This window comes from Pseudomonas sp. S31, from assembly GCF_016648105.1.
Classification (GTDB): domain Bacteria; phylum Pseudomonadota; class Gammaproteobacteria; order Pseudomonadales; family Pseudomonadaceae; genus Aquipseudomonas.
Genome location: NZ_JACVVE010000041.1, coordinates 30,499 through 50,439 on the forward strand (window position 1 = coordinate 30,499; position 19,941 = coordinate 50,439).

At 64.1% G+C, this 19,941-nt stretch carries 17 protein-coding genes; 9 read left to right on the forward strand and 8 right to left on the reverse strand.

Annotated elements, in window-relative coordinates:
- Nucleotides 1-235: 235 nt before the first annotated feature.
- The 5 genes from IAE37_RS23560 to IAE37_RS23575 all read right to left on the reverse strand — a co-directional run bounded on the left by IAE37_RS23560 (nucleotide 236) and on the right by IAE37_RS23575 (nucleotide 2,374).
- Nucleotides 236-733 carry a hypothetical protein gene (locus IAE37_RS23560; protein ID WP_236410124.1) on the reverse strand — a complete coding sequence of 166 codons (498 nt, stop codon included), beginning with the start codon at nucleotides 731-733 and terminating at the stop codon, nucleotides 236-238.
- Between the two features lie 262 nt (nucleotides 734-995).
- Nucleotides 996-1,247: a bacteriocin immunity protein gene (locus IAE37_RS23565; protein WP_201177433.1), complete on the reverse strand. Its 252-nt coding sequence runs from the start codon at nucleotides 1,245-1,247 to the stop codon at nucleotides 996-998.
- A 78-nt stretch (nucleotides 1,248-1,325) separates the two neighbouring features.
- Nucleotides 1,326-1,577, reverse strand: coding sequence for a bacteriocin immunity protein (locus tag IAE37_RS23570; RefSeq protein ID WP_201177434.1), 252 nt, complete (start codon nucleotides 1,575-1,577; stop codon nucleotides 1,326-1,328).
- Nucleotides 1,574-1,720 carry a hypothetical protein gene (locus tag IAE37_RS29300; RefSeq protein ID WP_442967861.1) on the reverse strand — a complete coding sequence of 49 codons (147 nt, stop codon included), beginning with the start codon at nucleotides 1,718-1,720 and terminating at the stop codon, nucleotides 1,574-1,576. The genes IAE37_RS23570 and IAE37_RS29300 overlap by 4 nt, the downstream gene beginning before the upstream one ends.
- A gap of 174 nt (nucleotides 1,721-1,894) precedes the next feature.
- On the reverse strand, nucleotides 1,895-2,374 hold the full coding sequence (locus IAE37_RS23575; protein WP_201177435.1) for a MarR family winged helix-turn-helix transcriptional regulator: 480 nt from the start codon (nucleotides 2,372-2,374) through the stop codon (nucleotides 1,895-1,897).
- A gap of 198 nt (nucleotides 2,375-2,572) precedes the next feature.
- Between IAE37_RS23575 and IAE37_RS23580 the strand changes: the two genes are divergently transcribed.
- The 5 genes from IAE37_RS23580 (at nucleotide 2,573) to IAE37_RS23600 (ending at nucleotide 9,900) form a co-directional block, all read left to right on the forward strand.
- Complete coding sequence (locus tag IAE37_RS23580) at nucleotides 2,573-3,403, forward strand: p-hydroxycinnamoyl CoA hydratase/lyase (protein ID WP_201177436.1); 831 nt, start codon at nucleotides 2,573-2,575, stop codon at nucleotides 3,401-3,403.
- 75 nt (nucleotides 3,404-3,478) lie between these two features.
- Nucleotides 3,479-4,927: an aldehyde dehydrogenase gene (locus tag IAE37_RS23585; protein ID WP_201177437.1), complete on the forward strand. Its 1,449-nt coding sequence runs from the start codon at nucleotides 3,479-3,481 to the stop codon at nucleotides 4,925-4,927.
- Between the two features lie 79 nt (nucleotides 4,928-5,006).
- Nucleotides 5,007-6,890 (forward strand): feruloyl-CoA synthase, encoded by a 1,884-nt coding sequence (locus IAE37_RS23590; RefSeq protein ID WP_201177438.1) that lies wholly within the window; start codon nucleotides 5,007-5,009, stop codon nucleotides 6,888-6,890.
- 11 nt (nucleotides 6,891-6,901) lie between these two features.
- Nucleotides 6,902-8,143, forward strand: a complete 1,242-nt coding sequence (locus IAE37_RS23595; protein ID WP_201177451.1) for a thiolase family protein — start codon at nucleotides 6,902-6,904, stop codon at nucleotides 8,141-8,143.
- A 14-nt stretch (nucleotides 8,144-8,157) separates the two neighbouring features.
- Nucleotides 8,158-9,900 (forward strand): acyl-CoA dehydrogenase family protein, encoded by a 1,743-nt coding sequence (locus tag IAE37_RS23600; RefSeq protein WP_201177439.1) that lies wholly within the window; start codon nucleotides 8,158-8,160, stop codon nucleotides 9,898-9,900.
- Here IAE37_RS23600 and IAE37_RS23605 read toward each other — a convergent pair.
- Both IAE37_RS23605 and IAE37_RS23610 read right to left on the reverse strand, forming a co-directional pair.
- On the reverse strand, nucleotides 9,881-10,906 hold the full coding sequence (locus IAE37_RS23605) for a formylglycine-generating enzyme family protein (RefSeq protein WP_201177441.1): 1,026 nt from the start codon (nucleotides 10,904-10,906) through the stop codon (nucleotides 9,881-9,883). The two genes, IAE37_RS23600 and IAE37_RS23605, sit on opposite strands and share 20 nt — an antisense overlap.
- On the reverse strand, nucleotides 10,903-12,582 hold the full coding sequence (locus IAE37_RS23610; RefSeq protein ID WP_201177442.1) for an arylsulfatase: 1,680 nt from the start codon (nucleotides 12,580-12,582) through the stop codon (nucleotides 10,903-10,905). The genes IAE37_RS23605 and IAE37_RS23610 overlap by 4 nt, the downstream gene beginning before the upstream one ends.
- A 261-nt stretch (nucleotides 12,583-12,843) precedes the next feature.
- Here IAE37_RS23610 and IAE37_RS23615 point away from each other — a divergent pair, with 261 nt between their 5' ends.
- The 3 genes from IAE37_RS23615 to IAE37_RS23625 all read left to right on the forward strand — a co-directional run bounded on the left by IAE37_RS23615 (nucleotide 12,844) and on the right by IAE37_RS23625 (nucleotide 16,494).
- Nucleotides 12,844-14,235: an alginate export family protein gene (locus IAE37_RS23615; RefSeq protein ID WP_201177443.1), complete on the forward strand. Its 1,392-nt coding sequence runs from the start codon at nucleotides 12,844-12,846 to the stop codon at nucleotides 14,233-14,235.
- A 33-nt stretch (nucleotides 14,236-14,268) separates the two neighbouring features.
- Nucleotides 14,269-15,498: a 3-(3-hydroxy-phenyl)propionate transporter MhpT gene (gene mhpT, locus IAE37_RS23620; RefSeq protein ID WP_201177444.1), complete on the forward strand. Its 1,230-nt coding sequence runs from the start codon at nucleotides 14,269-14,271 to the stop codon at nucleotides 15,496-15,498.
- A 516-nt stretch (nucleotides 15,499-16,014) separates the two neighbouring features.
- Complete coding sequence (locus tag IAE37_RS23625) at nucleotides 16,015-16,494, forward strand: hypothetical protein (protein ID WP_201177445.1); 480 nt, start codon at nucleotides 16,015-16,017, stop codon at nucleotides 16,492-16,494.
- A gap of 120 nt (nucleotides 16,495-16,614) precedes the next feature.
- Here the strand turns inward: IAE37_RS23625 and IAE37_RS23630 are convergent, their stop codons facing one another.
- Nucleotides 16,615-18,036 (reverse strand): aminotransferase-like domain-containing protein, encoded by a 1,422-nt coding sequence (locus IAE37_RS23630; RefSeq protein ID WP_201177446.1) that lies wholly within the window; start codon nucleotides 18,034-18,036, stop codon nucleotides 16,615-16,617.
- 338 nt (nucleotides 18,037-18,374) lie between these two features.
- Here IAE37_RS23630 and IAE37_RS23635 point away from each other — a divergent pair, with 338 nt between their 5' ends.
- Nucleotides 18,375-19,784, forward strand: a complete 1,410-nt coding sequence (locus IAE37_RS23635) for an amino acid permease (RefSeq protein WP_201177448.1) — start codon at nucleotides 18,375-18,377, stop codon at nucleotides 19,782-19,784.
- The last annotated feature ends 157 nt before the right edge of the window (nucleotides 19,785-19,941 follow it).

Consider the following 19,941-nt stretch of genomic DNA (forward strand, 5'->3'; position numbering starts at 1 on the left):
ACTTTGCGCGGAGGGTATTTTTGATTTGGGGCAAGGCGTCGGTGGAATGGCCGATCCCGCAGATGCACCACAGCCTTGAATGCCTGTAGGAGCGGGCTTGCCCCGCGATCACGGGCACAGCCCGTGCCAGGCACCGAGGAGGGGTCTTCGCGGGCAAGCCCGCTCCCACAGATGACTACTCAGCCTTGAATCCAGGTTACGGAACGGAATACGCGTCTGCCATGCAGGCCGATCTTCATCGCTTGATGCCTGCTTCATCCTGCATGGCGATTTCGACAATCTTCTCAGGGGGCATATCTCTGTCATAGTCGTTATGGCCGAAATACTCGCCTGGCCAATAGATCAGATTGCTCACACGAGGCGAGAGGTTAGACTTTAGTTGCATCAACCAGAAATGGCACGATGCCTCGTCGCCATCGACCTCCATGACCCGTCTGGTTAGCTCTACCAGTTCATCATGAGTGATGTCTGGAATCCGACGTACATATGGGGCGGATAGCACCGCACGGATCCATGTTTCGTGGTCCTGGCCACCGTAAATTCCCTGAAATTCGATGAACTCGATAGCCGTTGAGGCACGTCGATTGAATTCGGCCAACTGCTCGACCGTTTGTTTTGGATCGCCACCGTCAAGAGCTTCGGCCAACTCGGTCAAGCGCGCGAGTAAGTGTTCATCGAACGTAGGCGGGATAAGCTCAGGGCGGAGATGCATTTTGGGAGTAGTATGGTCCATTTATCTAGGATCCTTGGAAGGCTGAGATAGGTGGAAAATAATGGGTGGGAGCTAAGTTTGCATTAGGTGGGGGAAATTTGCTTGTAGGAGACTTCCGGGGCTGTGGTAGTCGGCTGGTAATCTGTGTTGTGAGTAAGAGTCGATTGGTCTTTGGGGTTTTGGGACGCGGGGCTAGCCTCTAACTTGACGCATCAGGTTGAGTACGAGGTGAGTAGAACCCTGAAACTTCTTTTCAGGGCTCTAACGTTTTGCAGGTTAGGAGCTATTCAAGTTTGAAGCCAGGCTTGCCATGGGCTGCGCGCCAAGCTTTGACTTCCTCGATGATAGCCTGTGGCCCCTCCTTCCCAGGGGCTGGGAAGGAGAATAAGTCGGATCCTTTCGGGTGCTCGCTGATCCGCTCAAATTCAAATATTGCGTTGAGGTGCCCTCTGTCTGAACGATAGTCGACTGTGTAAATTTTTATCACAAACTCAAGGAACTCATTCTCAGTGAAATCGGTTATATTTTTGTTCATCGCTGTTTGATTTCCTTATGGACCTCGATAGGTTGTCGCGGCGTGGCGATGACAAGGCTGTCAGCAACGAAGGTTTACTTACTCGGATTTGAATCCGGGCTTGCCATTCGCTGCGCGCCAAGCTTTGACTTCATCTACGATCGCTCGCGGACCTTCCTTTCCAGGGTCGGGATAGCAGAGCAAATCGGATCTTTTAGGGTGTTCGGCGATGCGTACGAACTCAAAGATCGCGTTAAGGTGAGCTCTGTCCGATGGGTAGTCGACCTCATCGATCTTGATAACGAATTCAAGGAATTCCGTCTCGGTGAAATCAGCGATCGTCCTCTTCACTGTGGTTTTACTCTCTTGTGAATACTGATGTGTCGTTTCGGAGTGACAATAACGGGGGTGTCTGGATTGTAAACGTCCTCGTCATTTGAAATCGGTGTCTGATGATGAATTTGGTGGCAGATGCCTGAGAAGCAGGGAACTATTGCACGCTAAGTGCGAGGGGCGTGTATATTCTATGATCGTGGATTTGATTAATTAGGGCGCCGCTTTCGCCGCGGGCCGGCGCCCCGATAGATCCGCTCCTGAAGGGTCAGCGTTTAGCCTGTGGGAGTGGGCTCTCGCGAATGGGCCGGTTCAGTCAGCAAGACACTTTGTGCTCAGCCCCGAGGCTCCTGATAGATCCGGCTCAACAACCGCAACAACTGCCCGCGCTCTTCATCATCCAACGCCGAGGTCGCCTCGCGATCGCTGTCACTGGCGATCTGCTTCAGCTCCTTGAGCAAGGTTTCCCCCGCCTTGCTGAGGAAAATTCCATACGAACGCTTGTCCGGCTTGCAGCGCACCCGCACCGCCAGGGCCCGCTCTTCCAGCTTGTTGAGCATCGGCACCACCTGTGGGGGCTCGATCGCCAGCGCCCGCGCCAGGTCCGCCTGCATCAGCCCTGGGTTCTGCTCGATGATCGCCAGCGCCGAGAATTGCGCCGGGCGCAGGTCGTAGGCGGAGAGCCGGGCGATAAGGTTCTGGAACAGCTTCAATTGGGCGCGACGCAACGCATAGCCGATCAACTCTTCGAGGACGCCTTCCCCCACGGCGGCAGGGGTGGAAGCGGTGTCGGCAGTACGGGCAGGCCTGGCCATCAGGGTGCATGCTCCTCGGTCATGAATAAGAAAGTTACCCAGTTTGCCTGCCCTTGCCGCATCCGGCTAGAGGCGGTACGGCCAAAAAGGCGCTGAACCTGCCAGGCAAGAAAGATAATTTTCATAATAGTTAATTGACATAACTATTTTGCTCGATTAGCTTGAGCCCATCACCTCGAACAACAAGAGTGCAGAACCATGAGCAAATACGAAGGCCGCTGGACCACCGTCAAGGTCGAACTGGAGTCGGGCATCGCCTGGGTCACCCTCAACCGCCCGGAAAAGCGCAACGCCATGAGCCCGACCCTGAACCGGGAAATGGTCGACGTGCTGGAAACCCTGGAACAGGACGCTGACGCCGGCGTGCTGGTGCTGACCGGTGCTGGCGAGTCCTGGACTGCCGGCATGGACCTCAAGGAGTACTTCCGCGAGGTGGACGCCGGCCCGGAAATCCTCCAGGAAAAAATCCGCCGCGAAGCCTCGCAATGGCAATGGAAGCTGCTGCGTCTGTACGCCAAGCCGACCATCGCCATGGTCAACGGCTGGTGCTTCGGCGGTGGCTTCAGCCCACTGGTGGCATGCGACTTGGCCATCTGCGCCAACGAGGCCACCTTTGGCCTGTCGGAAATCAACTGGGGCATCCCACCGGGCAACCTGGTGAGCAAGGCCATGGCCGATACCGTTGGCCATCGACAGTCGCTGTACTACATCATGACCGGCAAGACCTTCGATGGCCGCAAGGCCGCCGAAATGGGCCTGGTGAACGATAGCGTGCCGTTGGCCGAACTGCGTGAAACCACCCGCGCGCTGGCGCTGAACCTGCTGGAAAAGAACCCGGTGGTGCTGCGCGCCGCGAAAAACGGCTTCAAGCGTTGCCGCGAGCTGACCTGGGAGCAGAACGAGGACTACCTCTACGCCAAGCTCGACCAATCGCGTCTGCTGGACACCACCGGCGGCCGTGAGCAGGGCATGAAGCAGTTCCTCGACGACAAGAGCATCAAGCCCGGTCTGCAAGCCTACAAACGCTGAATCCAGCGGTGGGCGCTGGCGACATCGGCCAGCGCCCGCAGGTATTTCTCTATAACGACAACAAGAGGAATGAGCATGTTGCAGGTGCCTTTGCTGATTGGCGGACAGTCGCTTCCTGCCAGCGATGGACGAACCTTCGAACGCCGCAACCCGGTCACCGACGAGGTGGTTTCGCAAGTGGCCGCTGCCACCCTGGCCGATGCCGATGCGGCAGTGGCCGCGGCGCAGGCGGCATTCCCGGCCTGGGCGGCGCTGGCGCCCGGTGAGCGGCGCAGCCGTCTGCTCGCCGGCGCCGACTTGTTGCAGGCACGGGCCGGCGAGTTCATCGCCGCTGCCGGCGAAACCGGGGCCATGGCCAACTGGTACGGCTTCAACGTCAAGCTGGCTGCCAACATGCTGCGTGAAGCTGCAGCCATGACCACGCAGATCACCGGCGAGGTGATTCCCTCCGACGTACCCGGCAGCTTCGCCATGGCCCTGCGCGCGCCTTGTGGCGTGGTGCTCGGCATCGCGCCCTGGAACGCCCCGGTGATCCTCGCCACCCGTGCCATCGCCATGCCGCTGGCCTGCGGCAACACCGTGGTGCTCAAGGCCTCGGAGCTGAGCCCGGCGGTGCACCGGTTGATTGGCCAGGTGCTGCACGACGCAGGCATTGGCGACGGCGTGGTCAACGTCATCAGCAATGCCCCGGAAGATGCCCCGGCCATCGTCGAGCGCCTGATCGCCAACCCTGCGGTACGCCGCGTCAACTTCACAGGCTCCACCCACGTCGGGCGTATCGTCGGCGAGCTGGCTGCCCGCCACCTCAAGCCGGCCCTGCTCGAACTGGGCGGCAAGGCGCCGTTGCTGGTGCTCGACGATGCCGACCTGGACGCCACGGTCGAGGCCGCGGCCTTCGGCGCCTACTTCAACCAGGGCCAGATCTGCATGTCTACCGAACGCCTGGTGGTGGACAGCCGTATCGCCGACGCCTTCGTCGACAAGCTGGCGGTGAAGGTCGCCGGGCTGCGTGCCGGCGACCCGCAGGCCAGCACTTCGGTGCTCGGTTCGCTGGTCAGCGCCGGGGCCGGCGAGCGCATCAAGGCGCTGATCGACGACGCCGTGGCCAAGGGCGCGCGCCTGGTGTGCGGCGGCCAACTGGACGGCAGCATCCTGCAACCGACCTTGCTCGACAACGTCGATGCCAGCATGCGGCTGTACCGCGAGGAGTCGTTCGGGCCGGTGGCGGTGGTGCTGCGCGCAGAAGGTGACGAGGCGCTGCTGGCGCTGGCCAACGACTCGGAGTTCGGCCTGTCCTCGGCCATCTTCAGCCGTGACACCAGCCGCGCCCTGGCCCTGGCGCAACGGGTCGAGTCGGGCATCTGCCATATCAACGGCCCGACCGTGCACGACGAGGCGCAGATGCCCTTCGGCGGGGTCAAGTCCAGCGGCTACGGCAGCTTCGGCAGCCGCACCGCCATCGACCAGTTCACCCAACTGCGCTGGGTCACCCTGCAGCAAGGCCCTCGGCACTACCCGATCTAGTCCAGCAACGCGCAACAACACCGCCGCCTGCACCGCCAGGCGGCGGCAGGATGTACAACAAGAACAAGGAGCAACCTGCGTGAATACCGAAGCCCGTTCACGGTCTACCGACCCTGGCCAACGTCCGCGCTACCGCCAGGTGGCCATCGGGCATCCCCAGGTACAGGTCAGCCAGGTCGACGGCGTGCTGCGCATGCAGCCCGTCGAACCTCTGGCGCCGCTGCCGGGGCGTCTGCTCGAGCGCCTGCTGCACTGGGCCGCCGTGCGCCCCGACACTACCTTCATCGCGGCGCGCCAGGCAGAGGGTGCCTGGCGCGCGATCAGCTACGCGCAGATGCTCGCCGACGTGCGCACCATCGCCGCCAACCTGCTGGGTTTCGGCCTCAGCGCCGAACGCCCGCTGGCGTTGTTTTCCGGTAACGACATCGAGCACCTGCAGATCGCCCTCGGCGCCATGTACGCGGGCATTCCGTATTGCCCGGTGTCGCCGGCCTACGCGCTGCTGTCGCAGGACTTCGCCAAGCTGCGGCATGTCTGCGAGGTGCTCACCCCTGGGCTGGTGTTCGGCAGCGACAGCCAGCCGTTCCAGCGCGCTTTCGATGCGGTGCTGGACGACTCGGTCGCGGTGATCAGCGTGCGCGGCCAGGCTGCCGGCCGTCGTCACCTGGCTTTCGACAGCCTGCTGCAACCTTGCGACCTGGCAGCGGCCGATGCGGCATTCGCCGCCACCGGGCCGGACACCATCGCCAAGTTTCTCTTCACCTCGGGCTCGACCAAGCTGCCCAAGGCGGTTATCACCACCCAGCGCATGCTCTGCGCCAACCAGCAGATGCTCCTGCAGACCTTCCCGGTGTTCGCCGAGGAGCCGCCGGTGCTGGTGGACTGGCTGCCGTGGAACCACACCTTCGGCGGCAGCCACAACCTCGGCATCGTGCTGTACAACGGCGGCAGTTTCTACCTCGATGCGGGTAAGCCGACGCCCCAGGGCTTTGCTGAAACCTTGCGCAACCTGCGCGAGATTTCCCCCACGGCCTACCTCACCGTGCCCAAGGGCTGGGAAGAGCTGGTCAAGGCGCTGGAGCAGGATGCCGCGTTGCGCGAGGTGTTCTTCGCCCGCATCAAGCTGTTCTTCTTCGCCGCCGCGGGCCTGTCGCAGAGCGTCTGGGACCGCCTCGACCGCATCGCCGAGCAGCATTGTGGCGAGCGTATCCGCATGATGGCCGGGCTGGGCATGACCGAGGCTTCGCCGTCGTGCACCTTCACCACTGGGCCGCTGTCGATGGCCGGCTATGTCGGCCTGCCGGCGCCGGGCTGCGAGGTGAAGCTGGTGCCCCAGGCCGGCAAGCTCGAGGCGCGGTTCCGCGGGCCGCACATCATGCCGGGTTACTGGCGCTCGCAGCAGCAGACCGCCGAAGCCTTCGACGAGGAGGGCTTCTACTGCTCGGGCGACGCCTTGAAGCTGGCCGATGCCGAACAGCCTGAACAAGGCCTGATGTTCGATGGCCGCATCGCCGAGGATTTCAAGCTGTCTTCCGGGGTGTTCGTCAGTGTCGGCCCGCTGCGCAACCGCGCGGTGCTCGAAGGCTCGCCCTATGTGCAGGACATCGTGGTGACTGCGCCGGACCGGGAATGCCTCGGCCTGCTGGTGTTCCCGCGCCTGCCCGAGTGCCGCCAACTGGCGGGTCTGGCCGAGGAGGCCAGCGATGCCGAGGTACTGGCCAGCGAGGCCGTGCGCCACTGGTTCGCCGGCTGGCTGGAGCGCCTGAACCGTGATGCCCAGGGTAATGCCAGCCGCATCGAATGGTTGTCGTTGCTCGCCGAGCCGCCGTCGATCGATGCCGGCGAGATCACCGACAAAGGTTCGATCAACCAGCGTGCGGTGTTGCAGCGACGTGCCGCGCAGGTCGAGGCGCTGTACCGCGGCGAAGACCCGGGCGCGCTGCATGCCCAGGTACAGTCATGATAGGTTCGGCCATGAGCCGCCACGGGTTGTGCACGGCGTTCGAGGACGCCGCCATCGTCGAGATGGCGCGCACGCCCTGGGTCGACCTGGGGGGTGCACTGGCTGGGGTATCCCCCATCGACCTGGGCATCCAGGCCGGGCGCGCGGTGCTGGCGCGGTCGGGTATCGCCCCGCAGACGGTGGACAGTGTGCTTGCCGGCAGCATGGCCCAGGCCAGCTTCGATGCCTACATGCTGCCACGCCATATCGGCCTGTACTGCGGCGTGCCGCAGGCGGTGCCAGCGCTGGCGGTGCAGCGTATCTGCGGCACCGGCCTGGAGCTGTTGCGCCAGGCCGGCGAGCAGCTGCGTAGTGGCGCGCGGCAGGTGCTGTGCGTGGGCGCTGAGTCGATGTCACGCAACCCGATCGCGGCCTATGAACACCGGGGAGGCTTTCGTCTTGGCGCGCCGGTCGGTTTCAAGGACTTTCTCTGGGAGGCCTTGTACGACCCGGCGGCTGGAGTGGACATGATCGGCACCGCCGAGAACCTGGCCCGCGAATACGGCCTGGATCGCGAGACGGTGGATGCCTGGGCCCTTCGCAGCCATCAGCGCGCCCTGCAGGCCCAGCAACAAGGCTGGTTCGACGAGGAGATCGTCAGCGTCATCCCCCAGGTATTCGAGGCCGACGGCTGCTTGCCGCGCGGCATCGCCCTGCCGCGTGGCGTGGCTGAGGTCAGCCAGGACAGCCACCCCCGACCGAGCGATGCGGCCGCGCTGGCGCGCTTGCGCGCGGTACACAGCGGTGGCGTGCAAACCGCCGGCAACAGCTGCGCGGTGGTCGATGGCGCGGCGGCGGCCTTGGTCACGCGCTTCTCCGATTGCGCTCAGTTACCGCTAGCGCGCTTGTTGGTGGCCACGGCCGTTGGCGTGCCGCCCAGAACCATGGGTATCGGGCCTGCGCCGGCCATCGCCCTGCTGCTCGAACGCAGTGGCCTGCGCCTGGAGCAGATCGACCGCTTCGAGATCAACGAGGCGCAAGCGGCCCAGGTGCTGGCGGTGGCCCAGGCGCTGCAGCTCGATGTCGACAAGCTCAACGTGCATGGCGGCGCCATCGCCCTCGGCCACCCGCTGGCCGCCACCGGCCTGCGCCTGGTGCACACCCTGGCGCGGCAGCTGCGCCAGGGCAACCTGCGCTATGGCATCGCTGCGGCCTGCATCGGCGGCGGCCAAGGCATGGCGCTGCTGATCGAAAACCCCCATTTCGTTGCCTGAACTCGAGGTATTCCATGGCCTGGAAGGCTCCCCTGTGCGACATGCAATTCGTCCTGCAACACTGGCTGCAGGCCGACCAGACCTGGGCACAGCTACCGGCGTATGCCGACATCGACCTGGACCTGGCATCCCAGGTGCTGGAACAGGCGGCCCGCTTCGGTGAGCAGGTGCTGGCGCCGTTGAACACATCGGGCGATCGCCAGGGCTGCCGGCTGGAGGCGGGCGAGGTGCGCACCCCGGACGGTTTTCCGGCGGCCTACCGCGCCTATGTCGAAGGCGGCTGGCCGGCGCTGGCATGCGACCCCGCTCTTGGCGGCCAGGGGCTTCCCCTGGTGCTGGATGCGGCGTTGCAGGAGATGCTGTTCGGCAGCAACCACGGCTGGGCGATGTACACCGGCATCGCTCATGGTGCCTACCTGTGCTTGAAAACCCATGCATCCGCCGAACTGCAGGCGCGTTACCTGCCGGGTATCGTCAGTGGCGCGGCCTTGCCCACCATGTGCTTGACCGAACCCCAGGCCGGCAGCGACCTCAGCCTCCTGCGCAGCCGCGCCGAGCCTCTGGGCGACGGCAGCTACGCGGTCAGCGGCAACAAGCTGTTCATCTCAGGGGGTGAGCACGACCTGACTCACGACATCCTCCACCTGGTGCTGGCCCGCTTGCCGGACGCGCCACCCGGCAGCCGCGGGCTGTCACTGCTGCTGGTGCCGAAGTGGCGCGAGGATGGCCAGCGCAATGCCGTGCACTGCGATGGCCTGGAACACAAGCTGGGCATCCGCGGCAGCGCCACTTGCGCGCTGCGCTTCGACGGTGCCCGCGGTTGGTTGGTCGGCCAGGCCCACGGCGGCCTGGCGGCGATGTTCGTGATGATGAACTCGGCCCGCCTGCATGTTGGCCTGCAAGGGTTGGGGCATGCCGAGGTGGCCTGGCAGCAGGCCCGCGACTATGCCTTGGAACGGCGGCAGATGGCTGCGCCGGGGCGGGCCAAGGGCGTGGATGGTGCCGACCTGATCCACCGGCACCCGGCCATGCGCCGCACCCTCCTGGAGCTGCGGGTGCGCACCGAGGGCATGCGTGCGCTGGGTTACTGGGCGGCGCAGTGGCTGGATGTCGCCGCAGCGGCCGCCGACCCTGGGCAGCGGGCCAAGGCCGCGACGCTGGCGGCGCTGTTGACGCCGATCATCAAGGCGGCCTTCACCGAGCAGGGCTTCAGCTTGGCCAGCAAGGCCCTGCAGGTGTTCGGCGGCTATGGCTACAGCCAGGAATTCGCCATCGAGCAGACCCTGCGCGACAGCCGCATCGCGATGATCTACGAAGGCACCAACGAGATCCAGGCCAACGATTTGCTGTTGCGCAAGGTGCTCGGCGATGGCGGTGAAGGCTTCGCCCTGTTGCTGGGCGAGTTGCGCACCGAGGCTGGGGCGTCGGCTGGCAAGGCCGCCAGCGAGCTGGGCAGGGTCTGTGACAGCTTGGCGACGGTGCTGGCCAAGGTATTGCTGATGGCCGCAGACGACCCCGAGTATCCGTATCGCGCCGCTGGCGACTTCCTGGCGCTGTGTGCCACGGCCTTGCAGACCTACGCCTGGGCCCGCTGCGCCCGCTGCATCGAGGCGCTGCCGGTGGAGTCGCTGTTACGCCGGGAGAAGCAGGAAAGCGTCGGGTTCTTCTTCAATTACCTGCTACCCGACCTCGATCGGCAGGTGGCGGCCATCGATGCGGCCGCCGCCCCTTTGCCCTTCATTGCCGAATCGTTCTGAAGCCCACGTGCGAGGTTGCCATGAACACGGGTTGCGGTTGGCGTGCCGAAGGCCGATAGCGCATGCAGCGGTCTGCCGAGCACAGGTGCGAGCCACCCTTGATCACCACCACCGGCACGCCCGGTTCGGCGGGATCGAAACTGTCATCCAGGGTCGGGCCCGGCGGGTCGAGCGCCGCATCGCGCTGGGCGTCGTGGCCCGGCCGGTAACCGCTGCGGGTCAATTCCCAGACATTGCCGCCGGCATCGAACAGGCCGAAGCCATTGGCCGGGAAGCAGCCCACCGGCGAAGTCCCGGTAAAACCATCTTTCGCCGCGTTATGGTAGGGGAACTGGCCTTGCCAGGTATTGGCCATGAGCTTGCCCTTGGGCTGCTCGCTGGCGCCCCAGCTGAAGTCGGCGTCGACCAAGCCCCCCCGCATGGCGTATTCCAACTGCGCCTCGCTGGGCAGTTCGCGGCCTGCCCAACGGGCGTAGGCCTGAGCATCTTCCAAGGCGATCTGCACCACCGGGTGGTTGTCCAGCCCGTCCAGGCTGCTGGCCGGTCCCTGTGGGTGCTGCCAGCTGGCGCCGGGCACGAACTGCCAGCCGGGGCGGAGCACCTCCGGCCCCTGCTGGAACACCATCGCCCCCGGTACCCGTAGGTGGTCGGGCAGGGTAGGGTCGTCCTCGAGGCTGATGCCGCGCTCGGCATGGGTGACATACCCGGTGGCTTTCACGAAACGCGCGAACTGGGCGTTGGTGACCGGGTGCACGTCGATCCAGAAGCCCGACACCCTGGCGGGATGGGGCGGGCCTTCCTCGTCGTAGAAACGGCTTGAGCCGAAGCTGAACTCGCCCCCCGGCACCTGCACCATGCCGTCACGCCAGGGGCCCTGGCGCTGCGCGGGCAGGCCGCTGTAGCTTGCGCACAGCAGCACCGGCGCCGGGGCTTGCGGCCACGCGGCGTAGGCGACGGCGAGTAGGCCGGCAGCGAGTGCTGCGCAGCCGGCCACTCGGGCGATCATTGCTGCTTGGCCAGGGCTGGCTTGGCCAGAGCCGGGCTGGCCGGGCGACCATCGGCAGCGATCGCGATGTTGCTGCGCTGGGCATAGGCCTTCCAGTCGCGCAGCATCAGCGCCACCTGCTCGGGGTGCGCGGCGGCGATGTCGTGGTGCTCGCCAGGGTCTTTGCGCAGGTCGTAAAGGTGCCAAGCCGGCTTGCCGTCGGTGGCATCCCACAACAGCTTCATCGGGCCCTTGCGCAGCGAGGCGCTGCCGTTGATTTCCCAGCCCAGGGCCTCGTCACTGGCGTGGATCTGGCTGTCTTGGCCTTGCAGGTAGTTCAGCGCCGAGGTGCCTTGCGGCGGCACGATGTCGCGGTCGCGGTACTTGATCCCGGGCATCGGCGCACCCGCCAGTTGCAGCAGGGTCGGCATGATGTCGCGGACGCTGGCCAGCTCTTCGCTGCGCCCCGCCTTGATGGTCGCAGGGTAGTAGACGAAGGCCGGTACGCGGATGCCGCCTTGGTAGGTGGTCATCTTGTAGCGGCGGCTGGGCAGGGCGCTGACCTGGGCCCAGGCCGAACCGATCATCAGGAACGAGTCGCGGCGGCCGTAGTTGTCCAGGCGGTTGTCGAAGTTCGCCTTGATCCACTCGGGGTCGACGCGGGTGGCGTTCTCCGGGCCGTTGTCAGACATGAACAGGATCAGCGTATTGTCCAGCTCGCCGGTCTTGCGCAGGTGCTCGACCAGGCGCCCGACCTCGGCGTCCAGGGCCGTGACCATGGCGGCGTACACCTCCATGGTGCGCGCCGACTGGCGTTTTTGCTCATCGCTCAGCGACGCCCAGCTGGGTACGCCTTCCAGTTGCGCGTCCAAGGGGAAATCGGTGGGCACCAGGCCGGCCTTGCGCTGGCGCTCCAGGCGCTGGTGGGCGATCGCTTCGTAGCCCTGATCGTAGCGGCCACGGTATTGCGCCAGGTACTGGTCCGGTGCCTGCAGCGGCCAGTGCGGTGCGGTGTAGGCGGCAAAGGCGAAGAACGGTTTGTTGCTGGCCTTGCCCTGGTCGATCGTCTCGATCAGGCGGTCGGTGTACCAGGTGGTGGAGTAGAAGTCTTCGGGCAGTTCGATAGGTTCGCCATTGTGGCGGTAGGTGGCGCTGTAGTTCGACTGCAGGTCCATGTTGGCTTGCTTGAAGTGCGCGGCGCCGCCTTCGAGCAGCACGTAGGCCTGGTCGAAGCCGCGGTTCTGCGGCTGCTGCGCCGGCTGCATGCCGAGGTGCCACTTGCCGGCGATGTAGGTGCGGTAGCCGGCGTCGTGCAGCAGTTCGGCCAGGGTCGCGACATTGGCGCCGAGCACGCCTTCGTAGCCGGGGCGAACCTCGGAACCTGCCGGCAGGCGCTTGCGCGCTTCGGACATCATGCCCAGGCCGGCCAGGTGCGGGTCGTTGCCGGACATCAGCATCGCGCGGGTCGGCGAGCAGCTGGGCGCGGCATGGAAGTCGAGCATCAGGCGGCCGTCGGCCAGCAGCTTGTCCAGGTTCGGCGTCTGGATTTCGCTGCCCAGGGCCGACAGGTCAGAGAAACCGAGGTCATCGGCGACGACCAACAGAATGTTTGGTTGTTTAACGGTTTGTGCGGCCAGGGCCTGGCTGGCGCCGAGCATGAGCACGCCGAGGGCGGCAAGGGGGCGGAGGCAATTCATTGAGGTGCTCTTGTTTTTGTAATGAATGAGTGTTTTTTGCACGACCGCAAGCTAGACGTCGCGCCATCGGAATTCTAGCGGCCGATGACGGGGTGTCGCAGCCATTGAGTGCAAAAGCGTGCGATAAACGAACGCTTGATGGCCATCGTTCCTTGCGGCTGCGTTCGCCCTATTGACGGCAGCATAGTTAACAAAAATAATCGTTAACAGAGTTATCCAGTTTGTAAGAACAAATATAAAAACAAGTAAAGGGAAATTCTGATGACCAGGCCGTTGAACGGGGCGTTGGTGCCCCTGCTGCTGCTTTCGTTCTGCCAGTCCGTGCATGCGGCCAGCCCGCTCGAAGAGAGTCGGCCCGGACGCCCCGGCGCACCGCGCTGGATCGAGGACTATCGCTTTCTCGACGACCCTGCCAAGGCCACCGACCCCTTCGATGGCCTGCGTTACCATCGGCTGTCCGAGTCGGCCTGGCTGCAAGTCGGCGCCGAGGCCCGTTACCGCGCTGACGCACTCGACAAGCCGTTCTTCGGCCTGCGCGGGTTGAAAGACGACTCCTACCTGCTGCAACGGCTGCAAGCCCATGCCGACCTGCACCTGTTCGACGATGCCGTGCGCACCTTCGTCCAGGTCGAGAACACCCGCGCCTTCGGCAAGGACCTGTACTCGCCCAACGACGAAGGCCGCAATGAAGTGCGTCAGGCCTTCGTCGACTTCAATTACGACTTCGCAGGCGGGCGCTACACCACCCGCGTGGGGCGCCAGGAGATGGCCTTCGGCGACCAGGTGTTCGTCACCTACCGCGACGTGCCGAACATTCGCCTTAGCTTCGACGGCGTGCGCGCCAGCCTCAACCTCAATGATGGGCGCAAGCTCGACGCCTTCGCCGTGCGCCCGCTCAAGACAGGCGAAGACAGCTGGGACGACGGCAGCAACAATAGCATCAAGTTCTACGGCCTCTACGGCACCCTGCCGCTGTCACGAATCTGGAACATGGACCTGTTCGCCTTCGGCCTGGAAACCGACGACCGCAGCCTGGCCGGCGAGTCCGGTGACGAGCAGCGCTACACCTTCGGCACACGCCTGTTCGGCCGCCACCAGGCGTTGGACTGGAGCTGGAACCTGGCCGGGCAGACCGGCCACCTGGGCAATGCCTCGATCCGCGCTTGGGCACTGTCGAGCGACAGTGGCTACACCTTCGCCCACCCGTGGCAGCCGCGTTTGGGCATGCGCATCGATGCCGCCAGTGGCGACAGCGACCTCGGGGACGGCAAGGTCGGCACCTTCGACCCGCTGTATCCGCGCAACGGGGTCTACGGCGAAGCCAGCCTGACCACCCTGAGCAACGTCATCGTGGTCGGGCCGACCTTCGGCTTCTCGCCCTGGCGCAGCCTGCGCTTCGAGCCGGGCATCCTCGAGGTATGGAAGCAGCGTGAAGAAGACGGCGTGTACATGCCCGGCATGAGCCTGCTGGCCAACACGCGCGGCACCGGCCGGCACGTAGGCACCATCTACCGCGCCAACACCCGCTGGCTGGCCACGCCCAACCTGACCCTGGACCTCGACCTCAAGTACTACGACGTCGGCTCGGCGATCAAGGATGCCGGCGGCGAAGACTCGTCGTTCGTCTCGCTACGGGCCACGTTCCGCCTTTGACTTGCCAACCGATAACAACAAGAGGGGCCACACATGCGACATTCATCCGCGTCATCCAGCAAGGCCGTGCTCACCATCGGCCTGTGTTTTCTCGTGGCGTTGCTCGAAGGGCTTGACCTGCAGGCCACCGGCATCGCCGCGCCACACATGGCCAAGGAATTCGCCCTGACCCCGGGCATGCTCGGCTGGGTGTTCAGTGCCGGGTTGCTGGGGTTGCTGCCAGGCGCGTTCGTCGGCGGCTGGCTGGCCGACCGGCTGGGGCGCAAGGCGATCCTGATCGTGGCGGTGTTGCTGTTCGGCGGGTTCTCGTTGGGCACCGCCCATGCTGAAAGCTACACGTCGTTGCTGATCGCACGGCTGATGACCGGCCTTGGCCTGGGGGCGGCGTTGCCGATCCTGATCGCCCTGGCCAGCGAGGCGGCACCGGAGCGCCTGCGCAGCACGGCGGTGAGCCTGACCTACTGCGGCGTGCCATTGGGTGGGGCGTTGGCCTCGGTGATCGGCATGGCCGGGGTGGGCGAGGGCTGGCGCACGGTGTTCTACGTCGGCGGCATCGCGCCGATCGCCGTCGCCCTGGTACTGATGGTCTGGCTCAAGGAGTCCCAGGCATTCCGTGCCCAGGGCGCAGTCAAGACCGGCAGTGACGGCCTGCTTGGCCAGCTGTTCGGGCCTGGGCAGATGAGCCGCACGCTGTTGTTGTGGGTGGCGTGCTTCTTCACCCTGACCGTGTTGTACATGCTGCTCAACTGGCTGCCTTCGCTGCTCATCGGTCAGGGCTTCAGCCGGCCGCAGGCAGGCGTGGTGCAGATCCTGTTCAACCTGGGTGGCGCGGCGGGCTCTTTCCTCACCGGGCGCATGATGGACCGTGGGTTTGCCGGGCGCGCGGTGTTCATCGCCTACGCCGGGATGCTGGCATCGTTGGCGGGTCTGGGGTTGTCGAGCAGTTTCGGCCTGATGCTGCTGGCCGGGTTCACCGCGGGCTACTGCGCGATTGGTGGGCAACTTGTGTTGTATGCATTGGCGCCGACCTTGTATCCGACCCAGGTCCGCGCCACTGGCGTAGGCGCCTCGGTGGCGGTTGGGCGCCTGGGTTCGATGGCCGGGCCATTGGCGGCGGGGCAGATCCTGGCGGCTGGGGCGGGCGTGGGCGGCCTGTTGTTGGCGGCATCGCCGGGGTTGGTGGTGGCGGCGTTGGCGGCACGGGCGTTGCTGGGACAGCGCAAGCAGCCGGCCGCGCAGAGCCGGGCTGAAGGGGTTGTCTGATAGCCTGATCGAGGGTGGCGATGCACTGCATTGTCTTCTTCGCGGTGGTTCAGGCGGCACCGATCTCAAGGATGAAACGTGCGCCCCAATGCATCCAGCCGGTCGGCTATCGGCGGCAAGCGCCGGCTGCTCGACTCCAGCTGCTCGACGTCTGTTCCCCCGTGTGTTCTGGAGTCATGCAATGCATTGAGCCGGCCCCAGCTGTTATTTCTTTCGATACTCGGGCCATTTCAGCGTTGCGGCGTTCACTGAGTACCCTTGTTTTATTATGCACCTGACATTTTTATCAGTAGCACGACAAGGAAAGGTCGCGTTAGGGTTGATCTGCGACTAACAAGGGAGGAACAGCTACGCAAGCGACTATGTGGGTACGCATCATTGGAATGAATCGATTGGGGCGTACGTTCGATGAGATTCCGGTTTTCTCATGGGCACGGATTGCTCTGGTTGTAATGGGCTGAGTTGGTGGGTGAGTAAACGCACTCGGCCTAACCATGGATTATGAGGGAAGCTATCATGGGTAAGTTGCGTGAAGAACCATTCAAGCTGTACTACGGTCTTTCTGATGAAGGGGGGGGAACGATTGTGCGCTTCACCAAGGATGGCTATCTAGGTATTCATATTAGCCCTGGGAAAACCGGCACCGATACTCTTGTACGCGCCTCACCAACGGGTCCTGAATACTTGGAGCTTACCTCGGGCATGGCTGCGACCTTATGGGTCGAGGTCGTTGATAGTTGGGCAAAAGATGGGAATTGGGGCGGGTATTTAAAAGTGGCCTGCGCACACCAGAAAGGGAAATACATTGACTCCGAGAGTGGATGGCTCCATGTGTATAGTTCCAAGTACGACAAGGTGACCTTTGTCGACAAGGGAGACTACTACGAGATTTGGCAAAGGGACTATGAAACTGGCAGACCGCTAGGCGTGGAGGATGGTATATTGAGGTTCATGGACGACAAATCAAAAGCGGGTAAATGGAACATCAAGGACTGAGCGTGGGCCTATTGCCTCACGATACAATGCCTGTCGCACCCCAATCGGGAGTCGCCTCAAACATTCCGCTGGCGTGCGCAGGCATCCCATGCATCATGTGATGCATTTCTCACGAACCCGTCAGCCCCCCCGCCGCACATGCCTGACCAGCACCTTCTCGAGCAACTCCCACATCGCCGGCTCAGTGCTGAACGCCACATTGAAGCGCATCCATCCGGTGGCCTTGGCATCGACCATGAACAATTGGCCGGGGCCGAGCATGATGCCTTTCTCCAGCGCGTCGTCGAGCAGCGCGGCGCTGTCGGGGATGGCCGGGTGGCGGGTCCAGATGTACATGCCTTCGTCCGACTCGATGAACAGCTCGAAGCCCAGCCGATGCAGGTGACGGCCCACTTCCTGGTGGGCGTCGGCCAAGCGCTGGCGCAGGCGCTTGAGGTGCTTGCGCCAGCGGCCATCGATGACGGCGGCGTAGACCACGCGCTCCATCACTTGCGAGGTGGTCAGGCCCGAGCGCATCTTCAGGTGCAGCAGCTTCTGCATCAGCTCGGGGTTGGCCAGCATGTAGCCGACCCGCACGTTGGGCGAGATGCTTTTGGAGTAGCTGCCCACGTACACCACCTGCTGCAGGTGGTCGAGGCTGGCCAGGCACGGTTGCGGCTCGGCCATCATGTCGGCGTACAGGTTGTTTTCCACCAGGCGGAACCCGTGCTGGTTGGCCAATTGCAGCAAACGGTGCAGCTGCGCCAGCGGCGTGCGCGAGCAGGTAGGGCTGTGCAGGTGCGGCTGGGTGAAGAACGCGGTGGGCTGGTGGTGGGCCAGCAGGCGTTCGAGCTGATCGAGGTCGTAGCCGGCCGGGGTACGGGGCACCCCTACCAGCGTCGCACCCTGGGTGCGCAGGATGCTCATCAGGTTGGGGTAGCCCGGGTCGTCGACCAGCACCACATCGCCTGGGCGCACCAGGGTGCGGGCGGCCAGGTCCAGGGCCTGGCTGGCGCCATGGGTGAGCATCAGCTGCGACGGGTTGGCGACGATCGACAGCTCCTGTTGCAGGTTCTGCGCGGTCAGCGCCCGCAGTTCGTGCAGGCCCATGGGGTCGCCGTAGCCCGACAACTCCAGCGGGCTGCCAGCCACCTGGCGCAGGCCGCGACGCAGGCCGTCCTCGTACATCCAATCGTTGGGCAGCCAGCCACAACCCGGCTTGTAGGGCAGTTGGCGGATCTCGAAGATCTGCTGGAGGTACCATTCGGAGTTGAACGATGGTCGACTGGCGTCGGCCTCGATGGTGTGAGTGTCCAGCAGTTCGGCGACCGCGCGGTTGACGAAGAATCCGGCGTTGCCACGGCTGACCAGCAGCCCCTGGGCCACCAGGCGGTCGTACGCCTCCACCACGGTGAAGGTACTCACCGAATAGGTGGAAGCGAAGGCGCGGATAGACGGCACCTTGGCCCCGGGCTTGAGTGTCTGGTTGTCGATCAGCTCGCGAAGCCCGTCGATGATCTGGGTGACCAGCGGCGTGGAGGAGTCTGGATAAAGTTCGAACATTGGGGTGCCTTCAGGGGTGCATGACGCCTGGCGCCTGCTGGGTATCGCGGGTGTATTGCATCGCCGGCCTGTACAGTGCAGTGCGTATTTCATGCCGCTGTGCATGGCTCTCTGTGCCCGACATTTTTACATTAGGTGCCAGATATCGCCACATAAAGCATTTCAGTACGCCCTGGAGGCAACCCCGGGGCGCGTCAGCAGGCCGCCATGGATGGCCTGCGTGTGTTCGTTCGTTCACACCATCCTGCCCGCAACAGCACTGATGTATAGGTGAGACCGATTGCCATCGGGGTTTCACGGTTTTCCTTGGATAAAAAGAAGCACGGGGTACACGACTGATGGACGCTACATCCACAACCACCAACGCGAAAGGCGAGCACGAGAGCAAGCTTAGTGCCTCGCTCAAGTCGCGCCACCTGACGATGATGTCGATCGCCGGGGTGATCGGCGGCGCCTTGTTCGTCGGTTCCGGCAGCGTGATCCACAGCGCCGGCCCGGCCGCGGTCCTGGCCTATCTGGCAGGCGGCATCCTGGTGGTGCTGATCATGCGCATGCTCGGTGAAATGGCGACGTCCTCGCCCGACACCGGCTCGTTCTCCACCTATGCCGACCGCGCCATTGGCCGCTGGGCCGGTTTCACCATCGGCTGGCTGTACTGGTGGTACTGGGTCATCCTCATGGCCTGGGAGGCCTATGTGGCGGGCAAGATCCTGCATGGTTTCTTCCCCGATGTGAGCGTCAACGTGTTCGTGCTGGCCACGACCCTGCTGCTGATCACCGTCAACTTCTTCAACGTCAAGCATTACGGCGAGTTCGAATTCTGGTTCGCGCTGATCAAGGTGGTGGCGATCGTCTGCTTCCTGGTGGTGTGTACCGCCGCCGTGATGAACATCTGGCAGTTCGGTGAAGTGCGTGGCATGACCCACCTGACCGCCGAAGGTTTCATGCCCAACGGCCTCACCACCGTGATCGGGGCGCTGCTCGGGGTGATGTTCGCCTTCCTTGGTGCCGAGATCGTCACCATCGCCGCGTCCGAGGCCAAGGACCCGGCCGCGCAGATCGTCAAGGCCACCAACTCGGTGGTATGGCGTGTGTGCCTGTTCTACGTCGGTTCGATCTTCCTGATCGTCTGCCTGGTGCCGTGGAACGACCCGCACCTGGGCGTCTCCGGCTATGGCGCCTACCGCCGTACCCTGGAGCTGCTGGGCGTGCCTTATGCCGAACTGCTGATGAACTTCGTGGTGCTGACCTCGGTGAGCAGCTGCCTGATCTCGGGCCACTACACCGCTTCGCGCATGCTGTTCTCCCTGGCCCAGCGTGGCGATGCCCCGGCGGCCTTCAAGATCACCCGCGCCGGCACCGGTGTACCGGTATACGCGATCATGGGTTCGTGCGCCGTGGCCGTGGTGTGTGCGCTGATCAACTTCAGCGAGACCTTGCGCCCGAAAGACGTGCTCGACACGCTGATGAACACCACTGGCATGATCGCGTTGCTGGTGTACCTGGTGATCGCCTTCTCGCAGCTGCGCATGCGCCGCAAGCTGATCGCCGAAGGCAAGGAAGTGCGCCTGAAGATGTGGCTGTTCCCTTGGCTGACCTACCTGGTGATCGCATTCATCGTGGCGGCCTTGGTGACCATGGCGTTCATGCCTGACTACCAGACCATCGTGATCTCCACCGGCATCGCGGCGGCCATCGTCGTGGTGATGGGCGTGGTGCATCAGATGCGTGGCGCCAAGCAACACTAAGCGCTCGTTGTTGTTGGAAACGGCCGGGTTCCCTGTTTTTGTGGGGGACCCGGCCGTTTTGCGTTGATGAGCCTGGGTTTTTTCCGGTTCTTCACGGGTTGTGGGAGGAAGGTTCGCCGGTCGTGATGGGGCGCCTATGAGATCGCGCGCCGCCCGC

What these genes read in the sequence shown, in the direction of transcription:
- IAE37_RS23560 (WP_236410124.1), bottom strand. Translation starts at nt 733, where the DNA reads ATGGACCATACTACTCCCAAAATGCATCTCCGCCCTGAGCTTATCCCG.
- IAE37_RS23565 (WP_201177433.1), bottom strand. Translation starts at nt 1,247, where the DNA reads ATGAACAAAAATATAACCGATTTCACTGAGAATGAGTTCCTTGAGTTT.
- IAE37_RS23575 (WP_201177435.1), bottom strand. Translation starts at nt 2,374, where the DNA reads ATGGCCAGGCCTGCCCGTACTGCCGACACCGCTTCCACCCCTGCCGCC.
- IAE37_RS23580 (WP_201177436.1), top strand. Translation starts at nt 2,573, where the DNA reads ATGAGCAAATACGAAGGCCGCTGGACCACCGTCAAGGTCGAACTGGAG.
- IAE37_RS23585 (WP_201177437.1), top strand. Translation starts at nt 3,479, where the DNA reads ATGTTGCAGGTGCCTTTGCTGATTGGCGGACAGTCGCTTCCTGCCAGC.
- IAE37_RS23595 (WP_201177451.1), top strand. Translation starts at nt 6,902, where the DNA reads ATGAGCCGCCACGGGTTGTGCACGGCGTTCGAGGACGCCGCCATCGTC.
- IAE37_RS23600 (WP_201177439.1), top strand. Translation starts at nt 8,158, where the DNA reads ATGGCCTGGAAGGCTCCCCTGTGCGACATGCAATTCGTCCTGCAACAC.
- IAE37_RS23605 (WP_201177441.1), bottom strand. Translation starts at nt 10,906, where the DNA reads ATGATCGCCCGAGTGGCCGGCTGCGCAGCACTCGCTGCCGGCCTACTC.
- IAE37_RS23610 (WP_201177442.1), bottom strand. Translation starts at nt 12,582, where the DNA reads ATGAATTGCCTCCGCCCCCTTGCCGCCCTCGGCGTGCTCATGCTCGGC.
- IAE37_RS23615 (WP_201177443.1), top strand. Translation starts at nt 12,844, where the DNA reads ATGACCAGGCCGTTGAACGGGGCGTTGGTGCCCCTGCTGCTGCTTTCG.
- mhpT (WP_201177444.1), top strand. Translation starts at nt 14,269, where the DNA reads ATGCGACATTCATCCGCGTCATCCAGCAAGGCCGTGCTCACCATCGGC.
- IAE37_RS23625 (WP_201177445.1), top strand. Translation starts at nt 16,015, where the DNA reads ATGGGTAAGTTGCGTGAAGAACCATTCAAGCTGTACTACGGTCTTTCT.
- IAE37_RS23630 (WP_201177446.1), bottom strand. Translation starts at nt 18,036, where the DNA reads ATGTTCGAACTTTATCCAGACTCCTCCACGCCGCTGGTCACCCAGATC.
- IAE37_RS23635 (WP_201177448.1), top strand. Translation starts at nt 18,375, where the DNA reads ATGGACGCTACATCCACAACCACCAACGCGAAAGGCGAGCACGAGAGC.